This is a genomic window from Streptococcus sp. 3167 (assembly GCF_013277175.1).
GTDB classification, from domain to species: domain Bacteria; phylum Bacillota; class Bacilli; order Lactobacillales; family Streptococcaceae; genus Streptococcus; species Streptococcus pseudopneumoniae.
Genome location: NZ_VMML01000065.1, coordinates 1 through 19,125, shown reverse-complemented (window position 1 = coordinate 19,125; position 19,125 = coordinate 1). Strand labels below are relative to the sequence as shown.

25 protein-coding genes and 4 pseudogenes are annotated in these 19,125 nt (G+C 40.8%); 2 read left to right on the top strand and 27 right to left on the bottom strand.

Features of this window, described 5'->3' with window-relative positions; genetic code table 11:
• The 26 genes and pseudogenes from HT678_RS09285 to HT678_RS09160 form a co-directional block, all read right to left on the bottom strand.
• A pseudogene (locus HT678_RS09285) lies at positions 1 to 1,323 on the bottom strand (peptidase S74); the annotation flags it as partial.
• A 4-nt stretch (positions 1,324 to 1,327) separates the two neighbouring features.
• Positions 1,328 to 1,678 carry a DUF6711 family protein gene (locus HT678_RS09280; RefSeq protein ID WP_000068028.1) on the bottom strand — a complete coding sequence of 117 codons (351 nt, stop codon included), beginning with the start codon at positions 1,676 to 1,678 and terminating at the stop codon, positions 1,328 to 1,330.
• 8 nt (positions 1,679 to 1,686) lie between these two features.
• Complete coding sequence (locus tag HT678_RS09275; RefSeq protein WP_345890414.1) at positions 1,687 to 4,713, bottom strand: hypothetical protein; 3,027 nt, start codon at positions 4,711 to 4,713, stop codon at positions 1,687 to 1,689.
• 319 nt (positions 4,714 to 5,032) lie between these two features.
• Positions 5,033 to 5,578, bottom strand: a pseudogene (locus HT678_RS09270) (hypothetical protein); the annotation flags it as partial.
• On the bottom strand, positions 5,565 to 5,915 hold the full coding sequence (locus HT678_RS09265) for a hypothetical protein (protein WP_000478009.1): 351 nt from the start codon (positions 5,913 to 5,915) through the stop codon (positions 5,565 to 5,567). The pseudogene HT678_RS09270 and the gene HT678_RS09265, both read right to left, overlap by 14 nt.
• Before the next feature lie 38 nt (positions 5,916 to 5,953).
• Entirely contained in the window at positions 5,954 to 6,334 is a 381-nt protein-coding gene (locus HT678_RS09260; protein ID WP_001207822.1) for a DUF6096 family protein, read from the bottom strand.
• Positions 6,335 to 6,338: 4 nt separating this feature from the next.
• Positions 6,339 to 6,752 carry a phage tail tube protein gene (locus HT678_RS09255; protein WP_000880679.1) on the bottom strand — a complete coding sequence of 138 codons (414 nt, stop codon included), beginning with the start codon at positions 6,750 to 6,752 and terminating at the stop codon, positions 6,339 to 6,341.
• Between the two features lie 2 nt (positions 6,753 to 6,754).
• The gene (locus HT678_RS09250; protein WP_000608236.1) at positions 6,755 to 7,123 is read right to left on the bottom strand and encodes a hypothetical protein; all 369 of its coding nucleotides are present in this window, start codon (positions 7,121 to 7,123) and stop codon (positions 6,755 to 6,757) included.
• Positions 7,120 to 7,635, bottom strand: a complete 516-nt coding sequence (locus HT678_RS09245) for an HK97-gp10 family putative phage morphogenesis protein (protein ID WP_119941715.1) — start codon at positions 7,633 to 7,635, stop codon at positions 7,120 to 7,122. Before HT678_RS09245 ends, HT678_RS09250 begins: the two co-directional genes overlap by 4 nt.
• Positions 7,610 to 7,948, bottom strand: a complete 339-nt coding sequence (locus tag HT678_RS09240; protein WP_023937156.1) for a hypothetical protein — start codon at positions 7,946 to 7,948, stop codon at positions 7,610 to 7,612. The genes HT678_RS09245 and HT678_RS09240 overlap by 26 nt, the downstream gene beginning before the upstream one ends.
• Positions 7,929 to 8,240, bottom strand: coding sequence for a phage head-tail connector protein (locus HT678_RS09235; RefSeq protein WP_050971545.1), 312 nt, complete (start codon positions 8,238 to 8,240; stop codon positions 7,929 to 7,931). Before HT678_RS09235 ends, HT678_RS09240 begins: the two co-directional genes overlap by 20 nt.
• Before the next feature lies 1 nt (position 8,241).
• Positions 8,242 to 8,430, bottom strand: coding sequence for a hypothetical protein (locus tag HT678_RS09230; protein ID WP_000669344.1), 189 nt, complete (start codon positions 8,428 to 8,430; stop codon positions 8,242 to 8,244).
• Entirely contained in the window at positions 8,420 to 8,602 is a 183-nt protein-coding gene (locus HT678_RS09225) for a Rho termination factor N-terminal domain-containing protein (RefSeq protein ID WP_000054933.1), read from the bottom strand. Before HT678_RS09225 ends, HT678_RS09230 begins: the two co-directional genes overlap by 11 nt.
• A gap of 11 nt (positions 8,603 to 8,613) precedes the next feature.
• Entirely contained in the window at positions 8,614 to 9,456 is an 843-nt protein-coding gene (locus tag HT678_RS09220; protein ID WP_172924874.1) for a N4-gp56 family major capsid protein, read from the bottom strand.
• Positions 9,457 to 9,461: 5 nt separating this feature from the next.
• Complete coding sequence (locus HT678_RS09215; protein WP_172924872.1) at positions 9,462 to 10,031, bottom strand: DUF4355 domain-containing protein; 570 nt, start codon at positions 10,029 to 10,031, stop codon at positions 9,462 to 9,464.
• Between the two features lie 149 nt (positions 10,032 to 10,180).
• The gene (locus HT678_RS09210) at positions 10,181 to 10,939 is read right to left on the bottom strand and encodes a phage antirepressor KilAC domain-containing protein (RefSeq protein WP_138700887.1); all 759 of its coding nucleotides are present in this window, start codon (positions 10,937 to 10,939) and stop codon (positions 10,181 to 10,183) included.
• A gap of 10 nt (positions 10,940 to 10,949) precedes the next feature.
• Positions 10,950 to 11,225, bottom strand: a complete 276-nt coding sequence (locus HT678_RS09205; RefSeq protein WP_172924870.1) for a hypothetical protein — start codon at positions 11,223 to 11,225, stop codon at positions 10,950 to 10,952.
• Between the two features lie 120 nt (positions 11,226 to 11,345).
• A complete protein-coding gene (locus HT678_RS09200) occupies positions 11,346 to 11,522 on the bottom strand; it encodes a hypothetical protein (protein WP_172924868.1) in 177 nt (58 codons plus the stop codon).
• A gap of 143 nt (positions 11,523 to 11,665) precedes the next feature.
• On the bottom strand, positions 11,666 to 11,908 hold the full coding sequence (locus HT678_RS09195) for a hypothetical protein (protein ID WP_001062371.1): 243 nt from the start codon (positions 11,906 to 11,908) through the stop codon (positions 11,666 to 11,668).
• On the bottom strand, positions 11,895 to 13,412 hold the full coding sequence (locus tag HT678_RS09190) for a minor capsid protein (RefSeq protein WP_240153452.1): 1,518 nt from the start codon (positions 13,410 to 13,412) through the stop codon (positions 11,895 to 11,897). Before HT678_RS09190 ends, HT678_RS09195 begins: the two co-directional genes overlap by 14 nt.
• Positions 13,321 to 13,776 (bottom strand): annotated as a pseudogene (locus HT678_RS09185) (phage portal protein); the annotation flags it as partial. The pseudogene HT678_RS09185 and the gene HT678_RS09190, both read right to left, overlap by 92 nt.
• A 211-nt stretch (positions 13,777 to 13,987) precedes the next feature.
• Positions 13,988 to 14,521, bottom strand: a complete 534-nt coding sequence (locus HT678_RS09180; RefSeq protein ID WP_000588570.1) for a hypothetical protein — start codon at positions 14,519 to 14,521, stop codon at positions 13,988 to 13,990.
• Positions 14,522 to 14,655: 134 nt separating this feature from the next.
• A pseudogene (locus HT678_RS09175) lies at positions 14,656 to 15,669 on the bottom strand (phage portal protein); the annotation flags it as partial.
• An 11-nt stretch (positions 15,670 to 15,680) separates the two neighbouring features.
• The gene (locus HT678_RS09170; RefSeq protein ID WP_000182319.1) at positions 15,681 to 16,895 is read right to left on the bottom strand and encodes a PBSX family phage terminase large subunit; all 1,215 of its coding nucleotides are present in this window, start codon (positions 16,893 to 16,895) and stop codon (positions 15,681 to 15,683) included.
• Positions 16,885 to 17,379: a terminase small subunit gene (locus tag HT678_RS09165; protein ID WP_000351060.1), complete on the bottom strand. Its 495-nt coding sequence runs from the start codon at positions 17,377 to 17,379 to the stop codon at positions 16,885 to 16,887. Before HT678_RS09165 ends, HT678_RS09170 begins: the two co-directional genes overlap by 11 nt.
• A gap of 489 nt (positions 17,380 to 17,868) precedes the next feature.
• Positions 17,869 to 18,315 (bottom strand): ArpU family phage packaging/lysis transcriptional regulator, encoded by a 447-nt coding sequence (locus tag HT678_RS09160; RefSeq protein ID WP_044813672.1) that lies wholly within the window; start codon positions 18,313 to 18,315, stop codon positions 17,869 to 17,871.
• A 128-nt stretch (positions 18,316 to 18,443) separates the two neighbouring features.
• On the opposite strand from HT678_RS09160, the gene HT678_RS09155 reads away from it, so the two are divergent.
• The gene (locus HT678_RS09155) at positions 18,444 to 18,659 is read left to right on the top strand and encodes an AbrB family transcriptional regulator (RefSeq protein ID WP_001098945.1); all 216 of its coding nucleotides are present in this window, start codon (positions 18,444 to 18,446) and stop codon (positions 18,657 to 18,659) included.
• Complete coding sequence (locus tag HT678_RS09150; protein WP_000125658.1) at positions 18,643 to 18,996, top strand: type II toxin-antitoxin system PemK/MazF family toxin; 354 nt, start codon at positions 18,643 to 18,645, stop codon at positions 18,994 to 18,996. Before HT678_RS09155 ends, HT678_RS09150 begins: the two co-directional genes overlap by 17 nt.
• Before the next feature lie 20 nt (positions 18,997 to 19,016).
• Here the strand turns inward: HT678_RS09150 and HT678_RS09145 are convergent.
• The coding region (locus tag HT678_RS09145) for a DUF3310 domain-containing protein (protein ID WP_172924865.1) at positions 19,017 to 19,125 on the bottom strand (109 nt) is incomplete at its 5' end.

Here is a 19,125-nt window from a genome sequence, read left to right as displayed (position 1 = left end):
AACAGAATCCAGCCCAATCTGCTTGGCTTCCTGAGCAAGAGAGCTACTTGCGCCAGCTTGTCTCAAAGCTTCCTCAGCCTTGCGCCTTGATTCTCGTAAAGGTTCATCATGAAAGCTATTGAAACGCTGATTGATAGTGTCAGACACTTCTTGCTTGACTTCTTCCGCCTTAGCCTTGGCAAGTTCTACTTGATCGTTAAAGTCCTTTTTGATTTTGTCGACCTTTTGGTCAAAATCTTTATCTGCTGCTTCTATCTGCGCTTGGATTTTGGCTTCAATGCCATCTTGTTGCTTAATCTGCTTGGTAATCGTACCCTCGTAAGAATACTGCGTATCATTTCCAGCTTTACTATCTGCGCTGATACGACCTCTTAGACCACCTTTGAAAGTAAAGCTCTGACTTAAGACAGGAACTTTAAAGGTTTCTTTCTTGTTGGTCTGAATGGTTACCCACTGCCCAACCTCAAGCAGTAAATGCCCTTGGTAGTTGAGATTATACGGATAGTAAGTCAGGTTTTTCAGCTTGTAATACAGGTCATTTAAAGCGCTCTGGGTCATGAAGACATTGTCTAGTTCCAAAGACCGACCTGTCTTCATACCAACCGTAAGAGGCTTCTTATCTGTCTTACAAGTAATACCAGCTATCTGATACTCAATCTCACTCTTGGTTAAACCATGTAGGAAGTAACTGTCTGCGTTTATCGTGATATTTGACTCAGTTAAATCACGGATTTCCATCTTCCCTTCTCGGTTGAAGAAACAAGACATCCCTATCATCTGAGTCATAGCGCTCAGCATATCCCTAAATGAAAGTTTCTTTCCTTCAGGAACTTGCTCGACATGGTAACGCATCGCGCTGATTCCGAAATAGTCATTCGCTAACTCAATGCCTGTTTTCAGGCAGATTTCCTGAATAACCTCTCGTACTTCAGCTGGGAAATGCAAATCTGTCACATACTCACGATTGAGCTTAAACATACCATCCATAAGTTCAAGTGTGGTTGTGTTGCGGTTTCGGTCAATCTCAATATCGTTGATGAAGTATTCCCCCATCTTGACCCACTGGTAGGTATCCCCAACCAGTAGACCAATCTCAGGGTGCAGGGTATCCAGCTTATTGAACGTGGTAATGATACTGGTAAAGGTAATTTTACCGCTACCAGCGCAGGTTCCACCAGGCTTATAAGTATCGCCCTTGATGTAGCCATACTCAAAACTAGCCTCTTTGATATCCCGTGAAGTATAATCACCAACACGAATAGCCAGCGTCCTTTCCTTGGCAAACATGGCTCTGTCAAATTGTCGTCTAGTTAAAGCGTCCATTTTCTTACCTCTCTACCAGATTAAATTTAGCGCCAGACCAAGGTTTAAACTTCTCAGTAAAGGTATAGCTAGGAGCTGTCCTATCACCGACATAGAAAGTCTTTGTGACTTGGCCATCCATGGGGTCTGGATAAGACACCTCAAAAAATTCAGATGATACAGCATGTAAAAGCTGACTTAATTCTCCCTGAGTCATCATACCCCATTCACAGTCTAGTTTGCGTTTGGTCGTGATACGGTCACGCACCATGTCGCCATTGGCATTACGCCCTGTCTCTCCATCGATATCTTGAATACCGACTTGAAAAGATTTGGGAGGCTTCACAGCCACCCCATTGATTGTCAATTGTGCCATTTAACCTCCTAAATCTTGAGCAAGGTTTGACCTGCTCGTTCATGTTCCTTGTTAATTTCTTGGATGGCTACCCGTCCGAACTCATGGCCTGCGATTTGGATAACGATGTCGCCAGCCGGTAATGAATAACCTGTAGGTACATTATTAGCAGGCATTCTTTCAGCCAGTTTTTGAGCCAAGATAGAAATCCATCCTGTATTCCGTTCAAGAGGCATTACCGCTTCTTGACCAGCTTCTCCGACCCCAATGATGCTAGGAGAGTTGAATACACCGCCTCGTGCATACCAATCTACAGAGAATGATGGAATTCTAGGAGGCATCAAGCTGAAGCTACCAGATATATTAAAGTGAGGGAGTTTGATTTTTGGTAAGCTCCAATCAAAGTTAAAGAAGCTTTTTAGTTTATCGATACCACTTTTAACGATGTTTTTAGCATTATCCATTGCATCATTAAACAGATTCTTGAACCAGTTGGGGATTTCTTTCAAGGCATCTTGCATATTTTTCCATCTATCACCAAACCAAGAACCGATTTTTTGGAAAGGATTCTGAGTTTTCTTTTTTGCACTCTCAAATTTCTCTCCAAACCATGTATCAGCTTCTTTTACTCCATCTTTGATATCTTTCCATCTCTCACCAAACCAAGAGCCAACTTTTTCAAAAGCTGAGTTCACTTTACCCCTACCGGACTTGAATTTATCACCTAACCAAGTGTTTGCTTCGGCAAGCGCATCTTTAGATTCGTTCCAACGGTCACCAAACCAAGAGCCCAACTTGCTAAATGTATTGCTTATTGCATCCCATCCTTGCTGGAACTTCTCGCCAAACCATTGACCTATTGGCTCAAAGATTTCTTGTAGCTTCGTCCATAGACCGCTGAAAAATTCGCCAATCGCTTGACAAATACCACTGATAAAATCACATAGTCCTTGCCATGCTGTTTTAGCAAACTCAACAACAGTGTCCCAATTTTGGTAGAGCAAGACACCAATAGCAATTAAGGCTGCGATTGCTGCAATAACTAAGGTTATTGGACTTGTCAAAACTGCTAACGCTGCATTAAAAGCCCATGTTGCAGCTGTAGCGACTCCTGCTGCCACAGAATGTGCAAATTCCGCCGCGGTTGCTAATCCCATTTTCGCTGTATGAGCAGTCCATGCTAGAGCTGATTTACCAAGTTCTAAAGCAGTTTTCCCTAGCTGTGCAATTGTTTTACCTGAATTGACAACAAAATCTTTTGCGTACAACGCATTCAAATAGATGGTTTCTCCGAAGCTGACCAATTTATCAAATGTCAAAGCTTTCAAAGCTAGTCCAAGATTTTTAATTCCGCTAACAATAAAGGAAACCTTGCCACTTAATAATTCGAATGCCCCTGCAAGTCCTCCAGCTTGTTCAGCCCATGATAAGAAATTAATTGTTTGCCAAGCTGTTATCAAAGCCAAGATAGGTTCTTTGTTTTCTTTACACCAGTCAGAAAAAACGGCGAAACCATCTGCCACTAACTTAATAGCATCCGCCAATAGTCCCAAAGTGGCTAAAAGGCCACCTCCCAATAAATCTGAAATTCCTTCAATACTAACACCGAATACTCCTGATAAAAACTCAGCAAAAGGTTGCCAAGAATTCTCCCAAAGTATTTGAATAATATCAATTAGCCCATTAAAAGCATTAGCAATAGAGTTAATAGCAGGGACTACATGTTCATCATAAACACGACTTAAGCCATCGCCAAATTTGTTAACAGACCTTTCAATGCTCTCAAATACAGGCGCAACAGTATCTAATAAACTTTGGAAGACTGATGAAATTTTAGGAGCGCTTGTCACAACGACTTTTTCAAAACCTTTAAACAAACTTCCTGCTAATTTGCTACCGACTTCAACAATGGTAGATGTCAAGCTTAATAGAGTTGACACAATAGCACTACCTATACGAACCGCACCGGTTGAGGTAATGACGTCGTAGAAAGCACTAGAAAAGGCCTGAGCGATGTTTCCTACTGCCTCTGCAATGTTACCAATATTATCAAACAAAGCGACTAGCGCCCTGGTAATGCGTTCTTTTTGCCTTCCAAGACCATTTGCAATACTTTCGGCAAGGAAAACACCGATACCTAGACCGATAGTAGCTATTGAGCCTGTCACTTGCCCTAAAGCATAAGCGATTTTCTCAGCCATTCGGTTAAAGGCATTCACAACTCTTGGATCAGTAGCGATTTCTCCCATTGTCTTAGCTATTTGGTCTAAGGCGGTCTTAATGCGTTCAATACCTTCTGGTCCAAATGCTGCATCAAAACCTTTCTTGAAGAGGTCAAACAACCCTTTGAGCTTATCTCCAAGTCCATCAAAAATGCTCTTGAACTGGTTGTCCATGTCGGTCAACTCGACTTCTGGCAAGATGTCTTTGAAAGGTCCGCCACCCCCTCCCTTTCCTTTACCACCTTTGCCACCGCCTCCAGAACCGCCTGCATCATCGTCTTTTGGTTTTTGCAAGATGTTAATCTCATCAAATCCCAAAAGACCTAGCAACTCTTTAGCGGCCTTCTTAGCGTTTTTGGCTGAGTCTCCTAGGTTATCAGCAAGTCCTCCAGCTGAATCTCCAGCGTCGTCAACAGCGTCAGCAAGGTCTCCTGCTCCGCCTGCAGCGTCTTTCATGGCGTTACCCATGTCTCCAACTGCTCCACCAACACCATCTTTCACTGTTGCTTTCTTGTTGAACATCAAAGCGATAAACTCAGCAAGTTTTGCCGTAACGTTCTTCAATACCATAGCAAAAGAGTTCAAGACAGGCATAATGGCATTGATAATCGGTAACATAGCATTACCCAGATTCAATGCACTATCTTTCATCAGCGACTTAAACAAGCTGATACGCCCATTTACAGAATTGGATAAGGTATCACCATATTTGGCTGTAGCCTGTTCTAGGATAGCCATTAGGCGGATTTGTTGCTGGGTTTGGTAGTCTAATTGTTGCCAACTTTGCCCGTTTGCGAACTTCTTAAAGGCTTCAGTAGACTCAATCATAGCCACATTAACGTTGATTCCTAGGTCTTCTCAATAATGTTATCGCATGGCTTTTTATCCATACTTCTTACAATTTCTTGTAAGTTCGGCATATATTTTCACCTACAACCGAATTGTCTAGGTGCTCACCACTCGTGGGGATATTTTATTCTATACTTTTTGACAAAACAAAAAGCACAGGTTCAATCCCTATGCTCTACGGTGACCAAGCCTTTTTAATTGCTTAGTTTACCTCGGTATCGTCATGTTTTAATTACTTAAAATTTAGAGTTTTACCGATTTTGGTAAGTTCTTAATCCGCCTATTTCTAAGCGGTGCGACAAAAGTCTATCGCTTCCGTATTCCCTAGCAAACCTGAGCGAATCCGCTCCATAACGTCTGTAATCGTGCGCCCAGAACCTTCAGCAACAACTGCCGACGTCTGCAACATCTTAGCAGTATAAGCGCTTAGCTTGTTGGTGTCTTTGATAAATCCAGAAAATAAGTTTGAGTAGACTGCACCATAGTTAGTAGCCTCGCCCACACCCATATTCATGGCATTAGCGTTATCGTTAACCCATTTTAAGAAAGATTGCGAACTCTCACCCATCTGGCGCTTAATTTGGTTCATAGCCGCTGATACTTCAAGAGCTGTCTGCGTTGAATACATCCCAACATCAAGCAATTTCTTACCAAGGATTGCAAAACCAGCGAACTTAGCTAGCTTACCAAACGCACTACCGATAGAATTCGACTGTTCACGAACTTTGGCAGTGGCATTCTTCACTTGGTCAGATGTTCCCTTGACCTGATTCTCGACTTCTTTCATCTTCTTCCTGAAAGGCGCTATCTCAGCGTCAATCATGACTTTCAATTCGTCAAGAGTTGCCATTCATTTCCTCCTTCCTTTTGCGATTATGTCTTTCTGCAAATTCACGCATCCGTTCCTTATGCAACAAAAGCGCTTGTCTCTGCCGCTCCTGTTCTACCGCTTGTTGTTCTTCTACAAACAACTCAGGCGCATATTCCCAGAACTCAAAGACCTTGGCATCCTTGGATAAGAATAAAGAAACGTGGTTGGATATCATCTGCGAAAGTCTGTACGAGTCAATAATCTTCTCTTTACGCTCTTGGATTTTGACACGGTTGTAGCTTTCAATCATTTCCCTGATTTCAAGCACCGTTAAATCCCAAAAATCAAGAGGCTTACCCCCGATGTCCAAAAACATAGGATAAAGCCTCTCAATAATCTGTGTTACCGTTAAGATTACTCGACTACTGTCATTTTCTTCTTGGAAGTTTTCTTGCCCTTGCTTCCTCGTGGAGTAAAACCCGACACTTCAAAGAGTGGCATTAAAACCTCTGTCATGAAGGTTGTTTGGTCTCCACCATTATCCACGTATTCATCGTATAGATCGTAGACATCCTCAAGAGAATACCCATTCTCATACTTTTGCAAAGCTCCATGAATCAAGAGCAATACAACTTTTAAAGGAGGCAAAGGAAACTCTTCGCCAGCTTCAGGCATGAAGATTTTCAGTAAGTTCATACCGATTTTTTCTTCAACTTTTGCTGCTTGATGAGATGAAAGTCGTAGTTTTAACTCTTTCTCATCGCTAATCTTCCAAATTGAGTAAGGTAACGCCATTTAATTAACCTCCAAGACCGTCTGTAAATTCCAATTCTGACTGCAATGCAATCTTAAGTGTGAACTCGATAACGGCATTGACACCGCCACCGCCCAGTTTAACAGATACTTGGCCTTCAAAATTGACCTTAGTACCGTCTGGATAAGCTTGTTCAAAGTAGAGTTTCTTCTTGTCGTCTGCTGCCTTACGCAATACACGGTAAGGAGCAGTTTCGCTTGAATTGTTATAAGAGAACTTGTACTCCAATTCCCCTGCATCACCAATACCAAATTCGTACTTCTTAACTTTATCTTCAAGAGTAGTGTTCTCTACTTTTTCAGGTTCGATACCAAACTCTGGTACTTCTTTCAATCCAACAAGCTTAGTATAGCTACCTTTGGTTTCGCTATAAGAAAGCGTAATTCCGTTTGCTAACATGTTTAATTCTCCATTCTAAATTGAAAAACAAGCTCTGAGTGTAAGTCAACAACCCCTTCAAAACGCATGACCTTATGTCTCAAATGGGACGGGTCTGGCACGTCTTGGCAGTCGGTTCTTCGTAAACCTAAAGACTCAAAAATCTGATTGATTTTAACAGCTAACTCACTAGTGCTTGTATCATCAAAGATATCCACCTTGTAGCGGATAGAGGATTTTTGTTCCTGGTCATCAAACCAATCACCCGGCTTGTTTTGTTCTTCCAAAAAAATAACGACTGGAAAAGTCTCCCAATCGCTAGGATAAGTATCAGTCACATTATCTGCAACCTTTTGCAATTCTTTATAAATAACAGGCTTGATATTAATCATTTTATTTGTTCTCTTATCTTTCTACGGACATAATCCGAAATATTCTTAGACACACGCTCTTGATTGTCTCTCAAAGCTGGATAAAGATAAGGCTGAGCAGGTTGACCATACATCTTGTAGAACTCCCCAATCTTTTGAAAGTGGTAAGGCCCTACATTGATTTGGTCTTCATGCACATACCACGGGCTAGACCTGTAAGACACGCTGACCTCTGGAGAGATACCCGAATGACTAGCCTGACCCTTGGGTCCTGTTCCAAACTCAACATAAGGAGCATAGTGTAGATTTGTGTAAACCTCACCTATAGCCTTATCTCCGTCCATTTTAACCCTAGTCTTGATACTGTTTCTAAGTTCTCCATTGTTGCCTGGTGCTAGTCTTTTAGCATCAGCTTGGACAACCTTTATAGCAGCATTGTACACCGCACGTAAAACGATATCCTCGCCAGCTTTTTTACTAGCCAATCGTCTACATTTAGCTATGAGCCTATCTGCCCCTCGTAGCTCTGACACGCTCTAACTCCAAAACTTGATGATATGTGTAGACCTTTTTAGAGATAACCCTGTGAGTCACTTCCGTCGGGCTATCGATACACACACCATCTTTCACTTTGATAGTAGCTGACTTGTTGGCATTTGCGTTCAAAATGTCGTTGACACGCTCACCATACAATTCAGATTGTAGTTTACTACCAGCTGGCCACAATTCAAGGCGGACTGTCTCAGCTTCCTTGGCATACCCTTCTTTTGCGACACCTTCCTCTGTGACAGTCTTTTCAAACCGTCGCATTGGATAAGGTTTCAGTCTACTCTGCTTCAAAAACATGGCCTGCCACCCTTGCTAATCTGTGCATGCGTATACGCTGTAAAAGACCCGTAGACAGGCCGTTTTCTCCGTAGACTACTGCTATACCACCCTCGGTTCTGGAATGCTCTCCTTCCGCTCCTGAGCGATTGTGGAGCTCGATAGCGACCTCAGGTATTAAGCGACTTAAAGCAGGTGTCAAAGATGTGCGGTTAGTCTCTGATAAGATAAGATTTGTAGCCCTCGTTTGGAGCAACATGAGAAGCTGAGTATCTTCTTCGCCTGTTAATTTCTTCAGCAACTCTATAGACATATCAATCCTCTTCTAAAAACTCAGGCTCAGGGAGAATTTCCTCAAGAACGTCTGAGATAGCGACACCATTGCTGGCGAAATTATCTGCCAGCTCGGCATAGCGCTCCTCAGTAATCTCAAGTTCCTCTCCTGCCAGTCGTTTCACATTTAATTCCCAGTCATAGAAATCTTGTTTGATTTTAAATTTCACTTTTTAAATCCTCCAACACCTCTACAATTTCAGCTTTTGATAACTTATAGGCACCAGTTATGCCAGCTTCTTTAGCTAGATTCTTCAACTCTTCTAAAGTCTTATTTTCTAAATCAGAATACTGGCCAGCTTGCTCCTCTTGGATATAATGACGTCGTAGCAATAAGCTCATATCATCACCTCTTACTCACCGAATTTTACAACTCGTGTAGGGTCGTATAGGTAAACACCATAGTGTTTGTCACCAGTGATAACCGTTGTCTTTTTAAGGATGTCACGGTCTGTTTCGATAGCCACATCACGTTTTAGCATGATAACAAACGCACCATATTTATTGGCATCATCTGGCTGAGTCTGGCTAGGAGACACTTTGACAAGGAAACCTTTACCTTCTTCAACTTTTTTAGAGCGGACGATTTGCACACCAGCAACTTCACCAAAGGTCCCAGAAACAACCATATTTGCTCCAAGCTCTGAACCTTTAGTCCATTCTTTTGCTACGTCAGTTTTTAGCTTAGTAGCATCTTTAGGGTTGATGATAGCAACATACTGTGCATCTTCTTCATCCTCAAAAATATCAAGAGCCTTATCAATTGCCTCAAGAGTTGTTGGAGTTTCTGCAACGTGCTGTGTTGCAGTCTTAGCCACCGCTACCAAATCATCATCAATCTTGTTAGCAATAGCCAAACCAAGCTGGTAAGTGGCTTGACCTAGTGGGTCACCAAGACCTGACAAAAGAGCTTCATCGGTAATTTCATAACCTTTAGCAGCCTTTTTGATGGTCATAGTAGTCTTTTTAGTAGTCAATTTGTCTGGAGAAATAGCTTGACCTTCTCCAACCTCAGTCGCATCTCCTGCGTACTCCCATGCTGGAACTGTTAGAGTGTTCCCTGGTTGTCCTTGGAGTGCTGTTTCCACATAAGCAAGTGGAGTAAATTTAATCAATTTAGGTAGTTTAGCGGAAACCATGTCCGCCATCACTTCTGGGTTAACCATAGTGGCTAGTTTAGTTTGTCCTGCTGTCATTTATTTTAACCTTTCAATTTCTTATAGAGTTCTGGGTTCTTTTGATAGAGTTCATTTCGACTCTGATAACCCATACGAGCAAATTCTTCTTTTGTGACACCGTCGCTGTCAACTGGTGCTTGCTTCATTGGAGCTCCGCCTTTTAGCTTTTCTTGCACGCCTTTCTGCACAGCTTGTTCCCATGATTTCTGTAATACAGCGACAGACTGCGATACCGTCTCTGCGCTTGTCAAATCAACTACATTTACTAACTCAACAGGTAAGTCACGTTCACTTAACATTGCTTTAGCTTCTGCGGTTAATTCCTTACGAGCAATAGCCTTTTCACGGTCAGCTAGTTCTTGCTCACGCTGATCTAACTGATATTTCTGTTTCTCATCAGCGTTCATCTTAGCAAGTTTCTTAGCTTCGTTATCTTTGGCTTCTTGCTCTGATTTCCACTTGGCAAACTTCTTGTCAATGATAGCATCGACGTCTGCGTCCGTGTACTTCTTCTCGTCTTGCGGTTGTGGTGCAGGTTCTGCAGGTACCTTTTGTTCTTCAACCGTTTCGACTGTTTGTGTTTCTTCGTTCATTGCGAACCTCCTATTTTTAAAGTCGTCCCCGACTGTAATTTCCATAGCTTTTAGAGTCTTCAATGCTTGGACAATTTAAAAACCGTACGGGATTCCATACGGTTAGAGCATAAGAAAACCGCCTCGATTTCGATGCGGTTAGGGCATAATTAGATAAATAATAGTCTAAAGGTTTCACGACCTTTAGGTGTGATGAGGGTCTGTGTGCCAGACCATTGTGTTTTTTCGTTGAGTGTTTCCTTGACCTCAAACAAACCATCGTTTTTATTGGCTGTTGGTTGGAGCTTACCTTTCTTATCTCGGTAGATGTATTTTTTCTCCATCAAGAAGTCAATAAACTTACGTTCTTTTATTTTTAATTGTTTTGCTGTTTCTCTGAAGCTGGTCAGTAAGTTTCTATCTACCAGTTCATCGAAATAGTCTGCTTTCGGCTTCATTATGGTATTTTCAACGGAAAGTACAGCTTTTTCAGCTTCCAAGTGTTTAATGACTGCTTCTTTTTCTTTTAGTTGATTACCAGCCATAAGGAGCAAGTCTGCTAAGGCTTGTTTGTTGTGCGTGATATTATAGGCCACTTGGTCGGTCATATAAGCGCCATGCTTACGAATAGATGGCAGAACTTCGCTAGTGACCCAATCAGCAAATTTCTCTGCTTCTGGTTTGCGAGATTGAAAAACAAGTTTATAGAAATTCGCTTCGTTGATGAAGTTGGCTTGTTGAGTTCGTCCTAGACTGTCGGTGAGGTCGGTAGTAACGACCCCATCCTTATTTAGCCGTTTTAGTGCGTCGTTGTGATTTTTAATTTCCAAAACCTGACAGCAATCTTTCAAATTAAAATAAACTTCTTGATTAACTTCTGCCGTTCTTACTTCTCCGAATTGTTCATTTTTAAAAATTTGTAGTTCCATTTTTATGCTCCTAGTTAAAAATTTTACTTCCTAAGATTTCTGCTTTATCTGTTGAGTTCATCAAAATAAAAGCAATTTCATCTAGTGTTGAATGAAGTAAACCGAATTGTTCATTAAAAGTATCAAAAAACTTTTTAGACATCTCTTTAAAAGCTATCTCATCCTTAAGTTGAACCCAAGCCAAGGTTTCTGTCATATTGGTTGCCATTTCAACCGTTCTTCGAATATCTGAAAGCTCGTAGCCTAGATGAGTCAATTGTTCTTCTGTTAATTCAATTTTTGCCATAATAAAAACACTCCTTCGTGTACCTTGAAAAGAGCGTCTCAGCATGATATAATATTTCATGCAGAAACACTTCTGTGGTGATAACGTATGACCCTATTCTTGGCGGGAGCAGGTCGTACGTTATTTTGTTATCTCAGACTTAACAAGTTCAATCCCACGCATGACTACTTCAGTTTTGGTCATGCTTTTTTGTTTAGCAACCTGTTCAAGATTACTGAACTCTTCCTCAGTCAATCTCATTCTAAATTGACGAGATTTAGGATTTTCACTCTTAGGTCTTCCAGTCCGTGGACTCATTTCATCACCTACTTTCTGTTGCCACAACTATATGATATAATAGTGGTCACAAAAAGTCAAGAGGTTTTTTGAAAAAAATTAAAAATAAGAAAAGCACTTAGATTCCTCTAGGTGCTTTTGATTGTTAATAAGCAAATTCAAGTTTATCCAAAACCGTAAGAAAATTTATCTGGCAACTCTTTACCCAGTTTAATACTTTTAGTTAAAGTATCTTTTACAAACGAAGCGAATTGTCCTAAATCATCTCCTGTATAGCTATATTTTAAAGTGGTTTTATCAACTGTTGCAATACCTTGACATTCTCCACTAACAGCAGAATATTGTCTCATAGCAGTACCATCTTCTATTTTACGCATAGTAATAATTTGTTTATCAATCTTCGCCATTTTCGCTTGCCTCCTGATAATTAAATTTTAGGTTAGCCCTTTTATGAGCTTCATCATAATCCATTTTTAACTGATTCATGTAATATGATTCAAGGCTTTCGTGCTGTAGCATCAATATATCGTATTTCTTTGGATTACCCAAGTATAATCTTTGAAAACTTTGAGCCATGTCATAGTGCGGATAAAAGTTCATCATCCTCTCTTCAAAAGCTTCAAAATCCCACAGCAAATACTGGTTATCTAAAATATGCTCTAACGCTTCTGATACTGTAGAATGAGAAAGTTTGCTACTTTTTACCATTTTTTCTACAACATCTGCACGATTCGAATTTTTCAGTTGCTCATAGTATCTTATCGCAAAATCACTTTTTTGCTTTTCTACATCTCCGCGAGCCTCACTTATTGAACCGCTAGAGACTAAAGAGTCCAACTTATCCATACCCTGATTATACACCTTTTCCCCGTCTTTCGCAACATACTTGCTATACCACTCTTTATAAGTCATATCAGCAGGTACTAGCTCGGTCTTACCTGTTTCTGGATTCCTTGCTCTGCGCTTCAGCTTGCTGTAGTCTGCGTCCTCATCGTATCCGACAGTAGTAGACCTACACCAAGGGTGCATAGGCGGACAATTGACGCCAGGGACAGCCTTGTCCCTATCATAGACCTGATTGTCATGTTCCTGACAAATGTGTGATGTACGCTTGTCTAAGACGGCCACAAAGATATACTTTTCTATATCTGCTTCTTCATAGCTGAGCAGTTCCATCTGGTTATGAAAAAAGGCTGATTCTGTTCGAACCAAACGCCTTGCATCATTCTGACCTACATTAAATCTATCAGCAATTGCTTGTGCAGTTTCTCGTGTTCCTCTTCCTGTCATGAGGCTCATGAGTAGTTCATCTTTTATGCTAGAAGTAAGCTTCCCCGTATTCTTCCAGATGTTTGTTGAGTAGGTACTTCCATCTCCTACCCAACTAAAAGACTGTAGATGTTTAATCTCGCTCTCAGGAAGCCCAGAAAAGCCATATGCCAGCCCTGTCTGCTGTTGCAGGTCAAAGGTAGCCTTGTAGTAACTATCCTTCATCAGGTCGCTATAGAAGGCGTCTGAGCCCGTCTTCTCTGAATGATAGATAGATTCACGCATACGATCTAAATCATCACTCAAACGCTCTAGGCGCTTCATACGAAAAGAATAAGCTGGGCTGTCTAAGTCAGCTAGTAATCTTTGGATGTTCGGGGCATTCGGTCTTGCTTCAAGTACTTTACGAAGTTCATTCAGATTTTTCTTGTCTTTCATGTTCTTCAAAACTTGTCTAGCGTCTACCTGACTTAGACCATAATCACGTTGGAACTTATCAAAAATCTTATTGACTTCCTTATCCAAGTAAGTCTTGGCTTCCTGATAGACCTTATCGAACTGGTCTGCCTGCTTTTCGGCCTTGTCCATCTGCTGGTAAATCAGATTGGCTTTCCTCTTCGCCCAATACTCCTGATTCTTCATCCTCTACCTCGTCTTCGGGTTTCGTGTTGTCTTTGTTGAACATCGACATGTCTTCCATGTTCTTCTTTTTCTCTTCTTCCAAGGCTTCCAGCTCAGCGTCAGGGTCTTCCACAAACGGCAAGAGAGAAATAAGCTGCCTATTGGTCACTTTACCTTCCAAATTGTTCACAATCTGAGAGATTTCCAGCAAGTTTTTGGGCAAACCACGGCTGAATTGTGGAACGATTGAATGAGACTCTAGTGCAATCTGTTTCATACCCAAGTAATGAGCAAAAATCGCAATACGCTGTCTTAATCCACGCTTGTAGTTCGCTTCCTTGGTCTTGGTAATCATCTCAAGGCCCATTAGCTTGAATTCCATAGCTCAATTTTGTTACCGTAGAGGCTCTTTATCCTCTACTTCTTACGGTTTCCCGTAAGTTCAGACTATCTCTTCACCCTTATCAGGGTGTCGGATTTCGTGGATATTTCTGCATATAAAAAAAACGATACTATGTACCGTTTCTCACTTAGCTTACTCTATCTAGTCGTTAAACCTTACTGATATTTCTACCAGCAGTGGTAATTGATTAGCTTCAGTAATATGTCACAAATCTCCCTTTTTCATCTCGAACAATTGTCTTACCAGACATGTCCACACCTTTTGAAAATTGTCTTAAATCGTATTTTTTATAATTCAATAAGATATCATCTATTGTTTCATCATTAACGATTATATCATCTCGTTTTATGGAACGATAATATCTGTAGACAAGAGTTGAAAAAGAAATGTTGTTTTCTTCAGATAATTTTTTTAGATAGTCTCTCAAGATATATCCCTTATACTTAACGTTATCAGAACGATTACGTTTATTTGTATGTTCAGGAACCCACCTACAATTACTTGGTGAGTAGTCTTTGTCATTATCTATCCTATCTAATTGCAAACCAAATTCTACTCCGTTTTGCATTGCCCAACTTCTGAACTTAGCTACATCACTAAATTCATCAGAAACACCTATTCCACGTTTCCCATACCATTTATAAGCCCAATGTTTTTCATCATAACACCTTGCTAACATAGAGTAATAAACTTGATTTAGATGTTTGTGCATTTTATCTTTTATCATTCATCTTCTCCTAGATTATTATACTCTTATTATACCATAACAGAATATAAATATCTAGGTTATTACTGTTTTGCGCCTTCCAATTTTAACCCGATTTATTACCTCAAAGTTACCTTTGAGGAGGGCAACTATTTCACCCCCGAAGTATTCCCTGCGAAATTCTCATCAGTCAAATTAGGCACATGGCTAAATGTGTAGATGTCCTCTTTAAGAGCTGTACGCAAGATTTCAGTAGCACTTTCGTCCAGCGTATTCTTCAAGAACTCAGCCCTTGCACTATCGCCCGGCAATTCCAAAAGACCTTCTTCAGAAAGAATCTTCATTGCTACCTTAGCGTCTTCTGGAGTGTCTGCTAACTGCGTGCCATACAAGACAAGTATAGACTCTACAGCCTGTTCCTTATCATTGACACGATTCCCCATCAAGGAATTATAAGCGTCTATCAAGCTAATTTGTTGCTCATAGTCACCAATTGCAAAGTGATTGTTGCGATATTCGATAATTGGGATTTGCCCAAGGTTGTGAGGGGTTACCTGCTCATTCTGAGTTGTTCCTGAATCTGTACTTCTCAGCACCATGTGATAGTGCAGATTTTCGGTAAAAACCTCAGCCTGGTACTTGGTAGTGTCTTTCGTATCGTCTATTACTTCATAGTAATAGACCGCAAACAAAGGCTTCCGCTCAATACTATCATCGTAGACCATGAAAGTATTCTCCGGATCAATACTAGTTGAATCCAACTCAGCCATACCCTCTTTAGCATAGATGTACTCGTAAGCACGACCATAGATAGCCATGTTCAAAGCATTCTGAGCATCTACTTGGTCAATTTCAGCACCATCAAAGGCTGTAAGTAGTTCATCGATATCACCGTCAGCAGTATTGTTATACTTGATAGGATTGCCCATAAAATAGCCCGTAGCCGTGTCTGCGATATCCTTGGCATGATTGGCTACCGTCTTGTAATTAGGTGCGTTCACGTTGCGTCTCGTGTGTTCTAAGATAGCATGCTCACCCAAATAGTAGCTTTTAAGCTTCTTCAAATGTGAGCTTTCAGTGTTATGCATCGTTATCAATTTGTAAATCAGGTCTTTCTTCAAAGAACCCTCATCATATCCATCCCGTGGATAGGTTAAATATTGGTACATGTCTTTCCTCTCTATAGACCATAATCAGAACGTCTGCGGACGGTTGCTTTTGGTTGCGAATGTTGCGAGTAAATCGCATAACGCACCGCATCTAGTACGTCGTCATTCTCTTTCACTGGTTCGCCTGTCTTTTCGTTCCAGATGTATTGGTAGACTTCATCTTTGAACTTGCTGACCTTGTTTGATACAACAAAAAAACGCCCAGCTTTCATCAGCTTGGCTACTTCTTCAATACCAGACAATACCGCTTTATTAGCGTTGAATGTTCTTAATTGCTCTCTTTGAAATCTAGCAACGTGTTCAGGTCGTGCACTGTCTGCCCAGAACGTAATATTCCCGTATCGTTCCTTGATATTCTTAGCGAGGTCTACCCAAAAATCTATCTCTTTGTACTGATGAGCGTGTTCCTCTAACAGATAAGCTGAACCGCCAGATGTTTCTCCAATGACAACAATAGAGCCAAAGTGTTCATATCCCCAGTCAACACCAGCATAGACTTTAGTGATATCTTCTGGTACGTTATCTACAACCATATTCTCGCTAAAATCACGATAGACGACGCCCTCACCAGTCACCCACAGACCAAGAATATCTCGGTCATAAAATACACCAGCTGGTGTCGCATTCTTGATATTCTCTCGGTATCTGTCAGACATGAATGTATTATCATCTAACTTAAAATGAAAGTCGATGATCATATCGTCTCCAGAGTTGATATAATCCCGTCTGAGCCAGTGTGTCGGGATGTCTGGGTTGCTATCCCAAACAATCCTAGCACCCTCTCCTGAGCAACGTGAGATGATTTCCTTGAATACTTGTTCGTTAGCAAGAGATGCCTCGTTTACATAAGCTCCAAAAGCAGTAAAACCACGGGCGCGTTTTAAACCAGATATAGAACCGGTGTAGACTTGAACTACCTTGACACCGCAAAGGGTAAAAGCTCCGTGCTTATCGTATTTAGGTTCAATATCAAACATGTTATACAGCTCCTGAATGATATTGTTTTGTATCGATGTTGAAGATGTTCCAGCTAAGATATACATCGGCTCATCTATGTTTAATCTATCCGCTGTTTCTCTCACTCGTGCAATCTCATTCATGAAGACCATGTTGTTTAGAACAGTTTTACCTGAACGTTTTGCACCATGGAGACCACAGATAAAAAAATCATCATTCAATACTCGTGTAAGCACTTCTTCTTGTCGCTTTGTAAATTTATTTGTCATCAAAAGCACCTCTCAAAGCCTTGGCGAAGTCTATCAATTTATCGTCTTGTTCATTATCCACACCGATTTGTGATTTAAGTTTTTCGATTTCAAGTTCTAGTTTCTCAGCTTGTTTAGCAGTCGGATAACGCTTCAATATCTCAGCTATCGCTTTAATAACTGTGTTATTATCTGCCTTTTTCGTAACTCTATCCACCTCACCAGTGACAGGGTTCATCATCAAAACTTCCTCAAGTCGCTGGCCTCTTGCAATGTCTGAGAGAATCGAAAGAGCCTCTTTAGCGCTCAAAATATTTTCATCGTGCATCTTTTCAGTTTCGGTTTGTATAAACGTTTTAACGCTTGCATTTTCTAGCAATTTACTAGCGGTTGTTTTAGCATACGCTTCACTATAACCTGCGAATATTGCGGATTGATAGACATTACCAGTCCTCAAATACTCGCTCGCAAACATCTTTTGTCTTTGATTTAACCCAATGTCCATCACCACCTTTCGAATAATCAAAAAAAGCCACACGATGTGCGACCTTCTTGCAAGACGACTACTACCTTGCGTGTGTATTAAATTTTGACTTCTTTTTTATTTTTTGTAGTCTTTACAACCTCTGAGGGAATCAAACCCTCTAGCTTATAACTTATCCGGAGTATAATTAGCTACGCAATCATGCAAGGTCTAGTCGCTCCGCAACCATTTGTAAGTTAATGAGTGATATATGAATGCTAAGCCTACTGCCTACCCCATTCTGGGACACAAACACTCAAATGACAGCAGCTGGAATCGAACCAACTGGTCTAGCAGTAAAACGCACGTTTGGTAAAAGTTTCAAGGAGACCCAAACAACCTGCTAACCTGTCCTTACTGTCTAAGAGACCGAAGCCTCGGAAAAATATAATAAAGTATAAAGGAGACGTCAATTGACCTATCACTTGACAATACTATTTTACCATGTGAAATAAGCCATTTCCTAGCAATTTACTTGCAAATATCTCCCAAAATTTTACGATAGACAATCAACTTACCTTTTCGATAAGCTTCCGCAAATTCCAAAGCACCTCTACTAAGCATGCGATAGAACTCACTCTCAGAATAGCCTAAGTCCATATAGATAGCCTTATCTGATAATTGGATTTTCATATCCATGTACTTCTTTGTGATAACCTGCCGAACGTATGGATCCATAATGCAATTCACTGCTCTTTCAATCTCCAAAACCTCTGCCTCTGCATCCACATGTTCGATAACCATATTCTCAGTAGCTGTGTTCTTACCAGTAAATGTCTTTGGTTCAAATGAGTAAGTCGTTGTGATTTTAGGCAAATACTCAGCACCTGCCATTCGGACATACGATCGATAACTCTCTAGAACGTCATAGACATTTTTCTTGGTGAATTGCACGTCAACTCTTTTTAATAACCTCATAACATAGCTCCTTTATGATATAATATTTTTATCGGAATATCACAAAGGAGTCAGCTGTGCTGGCTTTTTTCTTGCTTTGTTCCGTTTTTATATGTATACTGTATGTATACAAAATAAAGGAGAAACAAATGAATACTGTTAAAACTCGTAAGGTTGGGAACTCTGTCACTGTGACCATTCCGAAAACACTCAATGTTCCAGAAGGTCAGGAAATGTTTGTCTACAAGGGTGTAGATAATGTCATTGTCCTAGCTCCAAAAATTCCAGACCCATTTAGCGGCGATGCAGACCTACGCATGGAAGATGACTTTGAAGGGGTAAAATTCCTTGACAGCGAAATATGATTACATTCCAGAAAAACAGGACATCATCTGGATTGACTTCGACCCGTCTGTTGGACGTGAGATTCAGAAACGCCGTCCTGCTATTGTCGTCTCGCGTAGAGAATATTCGGAGCGGACGGGATTTGTGGCTGTATGCCCTATTACACACGGTCAAAGCAGACTAGAAGAACAAGGCCTGCTCGTTCCTGTGCGTTCCAATAAGGTAGATGGCTCTGTCAATCCACTCCAACTCTATACTTTTGACTTTAGAGAGCGAAAGGCTCAAAAAATCACAACCATGGATACAACCAGTTTTCAGAAGGTTGTCCAACTCTACAACTTCATCTTTGAAGCCTAGTCCTTATGGATTGGGCTTTTTTAGTTCTTCTCTAATTCCTCAATCAACCAATCAAGGTTCTTACGTGCTTTCTTCAGGTCTTCCAGACCGTTTTTCTTTTGAAACCGTAGCATATACTTGATTGCGTTG

What these genes read in the sequence shown, in the direction of transcription:
- HT678_RS09195 (WP_001062371.1), bottom strand. Translation starts at nt 11,908, where the DNA reads ATGGCGAAGATTGATAAACAAATTATTACTATGCGTAAAATAGAAGAT.
- HT678_RS09210 (WP_138700887.1), bottom strand. Translation starts at nt 10,939, where the DNA reads ATGGAACTACAAATTTTTAAAAATGAACAATTCGGAGAAGTAAGAACG.
- HT678_RS09260 (WP_001207822.1), bottom strand. Translation starts at nt 6,334, where the DNA reads ATGGCGTTACCTTACTCAATTTGGAAGATTAGCGATGAGAAAGAGTTA.
- HT678_RS09190 (WP_240153452.1), bottom strand. Translation starts at nt 13,412, where the DNA reads ATGAAGAATCAGGAGTATTGGGCGAAGAGGAAAGCCAATCTGATTTAC.
- HT678_RS09170 (WP_000182319.1), bottom strand. Translation starts at nt 16,895, where the DNA reads ATGACAAATAAATTTACAAAGCGACAAGAAGAAGTGCTTACACGAGTA.
- HT678_RS09255 (WP_000880679.1), bottom strand. Translation starts at nt 6,752, where the DNA reads ATGTTAGCAAACGGAATTACGCTTTCTTATAGCGAAACCAAAGGTAGC.
- HT678_RS09265 (WP_000478009.1), bottom strand. Translation starts at nt 5,915, where the DNA reads ATGTTTTTGGACATCGGGGGTAAGCCTCTTGATTTTTGGGATTTAACG.
- HT678_RS09200 (WP_172924868.1), bottom strand. Translation starts at nt 11,522, where the DNA reads ATGAGTCCACGGACTGGAAGACCTAAGAGTGAAAATCCTAAATCTCGT.
- HT678_RS09180 (WP_000588570.1), bottom strand. Translation starts at nt 14,521, where the DNA reads ATGATAAAAGATAAAATGCACAAACATCTAAATCAAGTTTATTACTCT.
- HT678_RS09160 (WP_044813672.1), bottom strand. Translation starts at nt 18,315, where the DNA reads ATGAGGTTATTAAAAAGAGTTGACGTGCAATTCACCAAGAAAAATGTC.
- HT678_RS09215 (WP_172924872.1), bottom strand. Translation starts at nt 10,031, where the DNA reads ATGAACGAAGAAACACAAACAGTCGAAACGGTTGAAGAACAAAAGGTA.
- HT678_RS09235 (WP_050971545.1), bottom strand. Translation starts at nt 8,240, where the DNA reads ATGTCTATAGAGTTGCTGAAGAAATTAACAGGCGAAGAAGATACTCAG.
- HT678_RS09240 (WP_023937156.1), bottom strand. Translation starts at nt 7,948, where the DNA reads ATGTTTTTGAAGCAGAGTAGACTGAAACCTTATCCAATGCGACGGTTT.
- HT678_RS09155 (WP_001098945.1), top strand. Translation starts at nt 18,444, where the DNA reads ATGAATACTGTTAAAACTCGTAAGGTTGGGAACTCTGTCACTGTGACC.
- HT678_RS09225 (WP_000054933.1), bottom strand. Translation starts at nt 8,602, where the DNA reads ATGAGCTTATTGCTACGACGTCATTATATCCAAGAGGAGCAAGCTGGC.
- HT678_RS09205 (WP_172924870.1), bottom strand. Translation starts at nt 11,225, where the DNA reads ATGGCAAAAATTGAATTAACAGAAGAACAATTGACTCATCTAGGCTAC.
- HT678_RS09220 (WP_172924874.1), bottom strand. Translation starts at nt 9,456, where the DNA reads ATGACAGCAGGACAAACTAAACTAGCCACTATGGTTAACCCAGAAGTG.
- HT678_RS09165 (WP_000351060.1), bottom strand. Translation starts at nt 17,379, where the DNA reads ATGGACATTGGGTTAAATCAAAGACAAAAGATGTTTGCGAGCGAGTAT.
- HT678_RS09250 (WP_000608236.1), bottom strand. Translation starts at nt 7,123, where the DNA reads ATGATTAATATCAAGCCTGTTATTTATAAAGAATTGCAAAAGGTTGCA.
- HT678_RS09280 (WP_000068028.1), bottom strand. Translation starts at nt 1,678, where the DNA reads ATGGCACAATTGACAATCAATGGGGTGGCTGTGAAGCCTCCCAAATCT.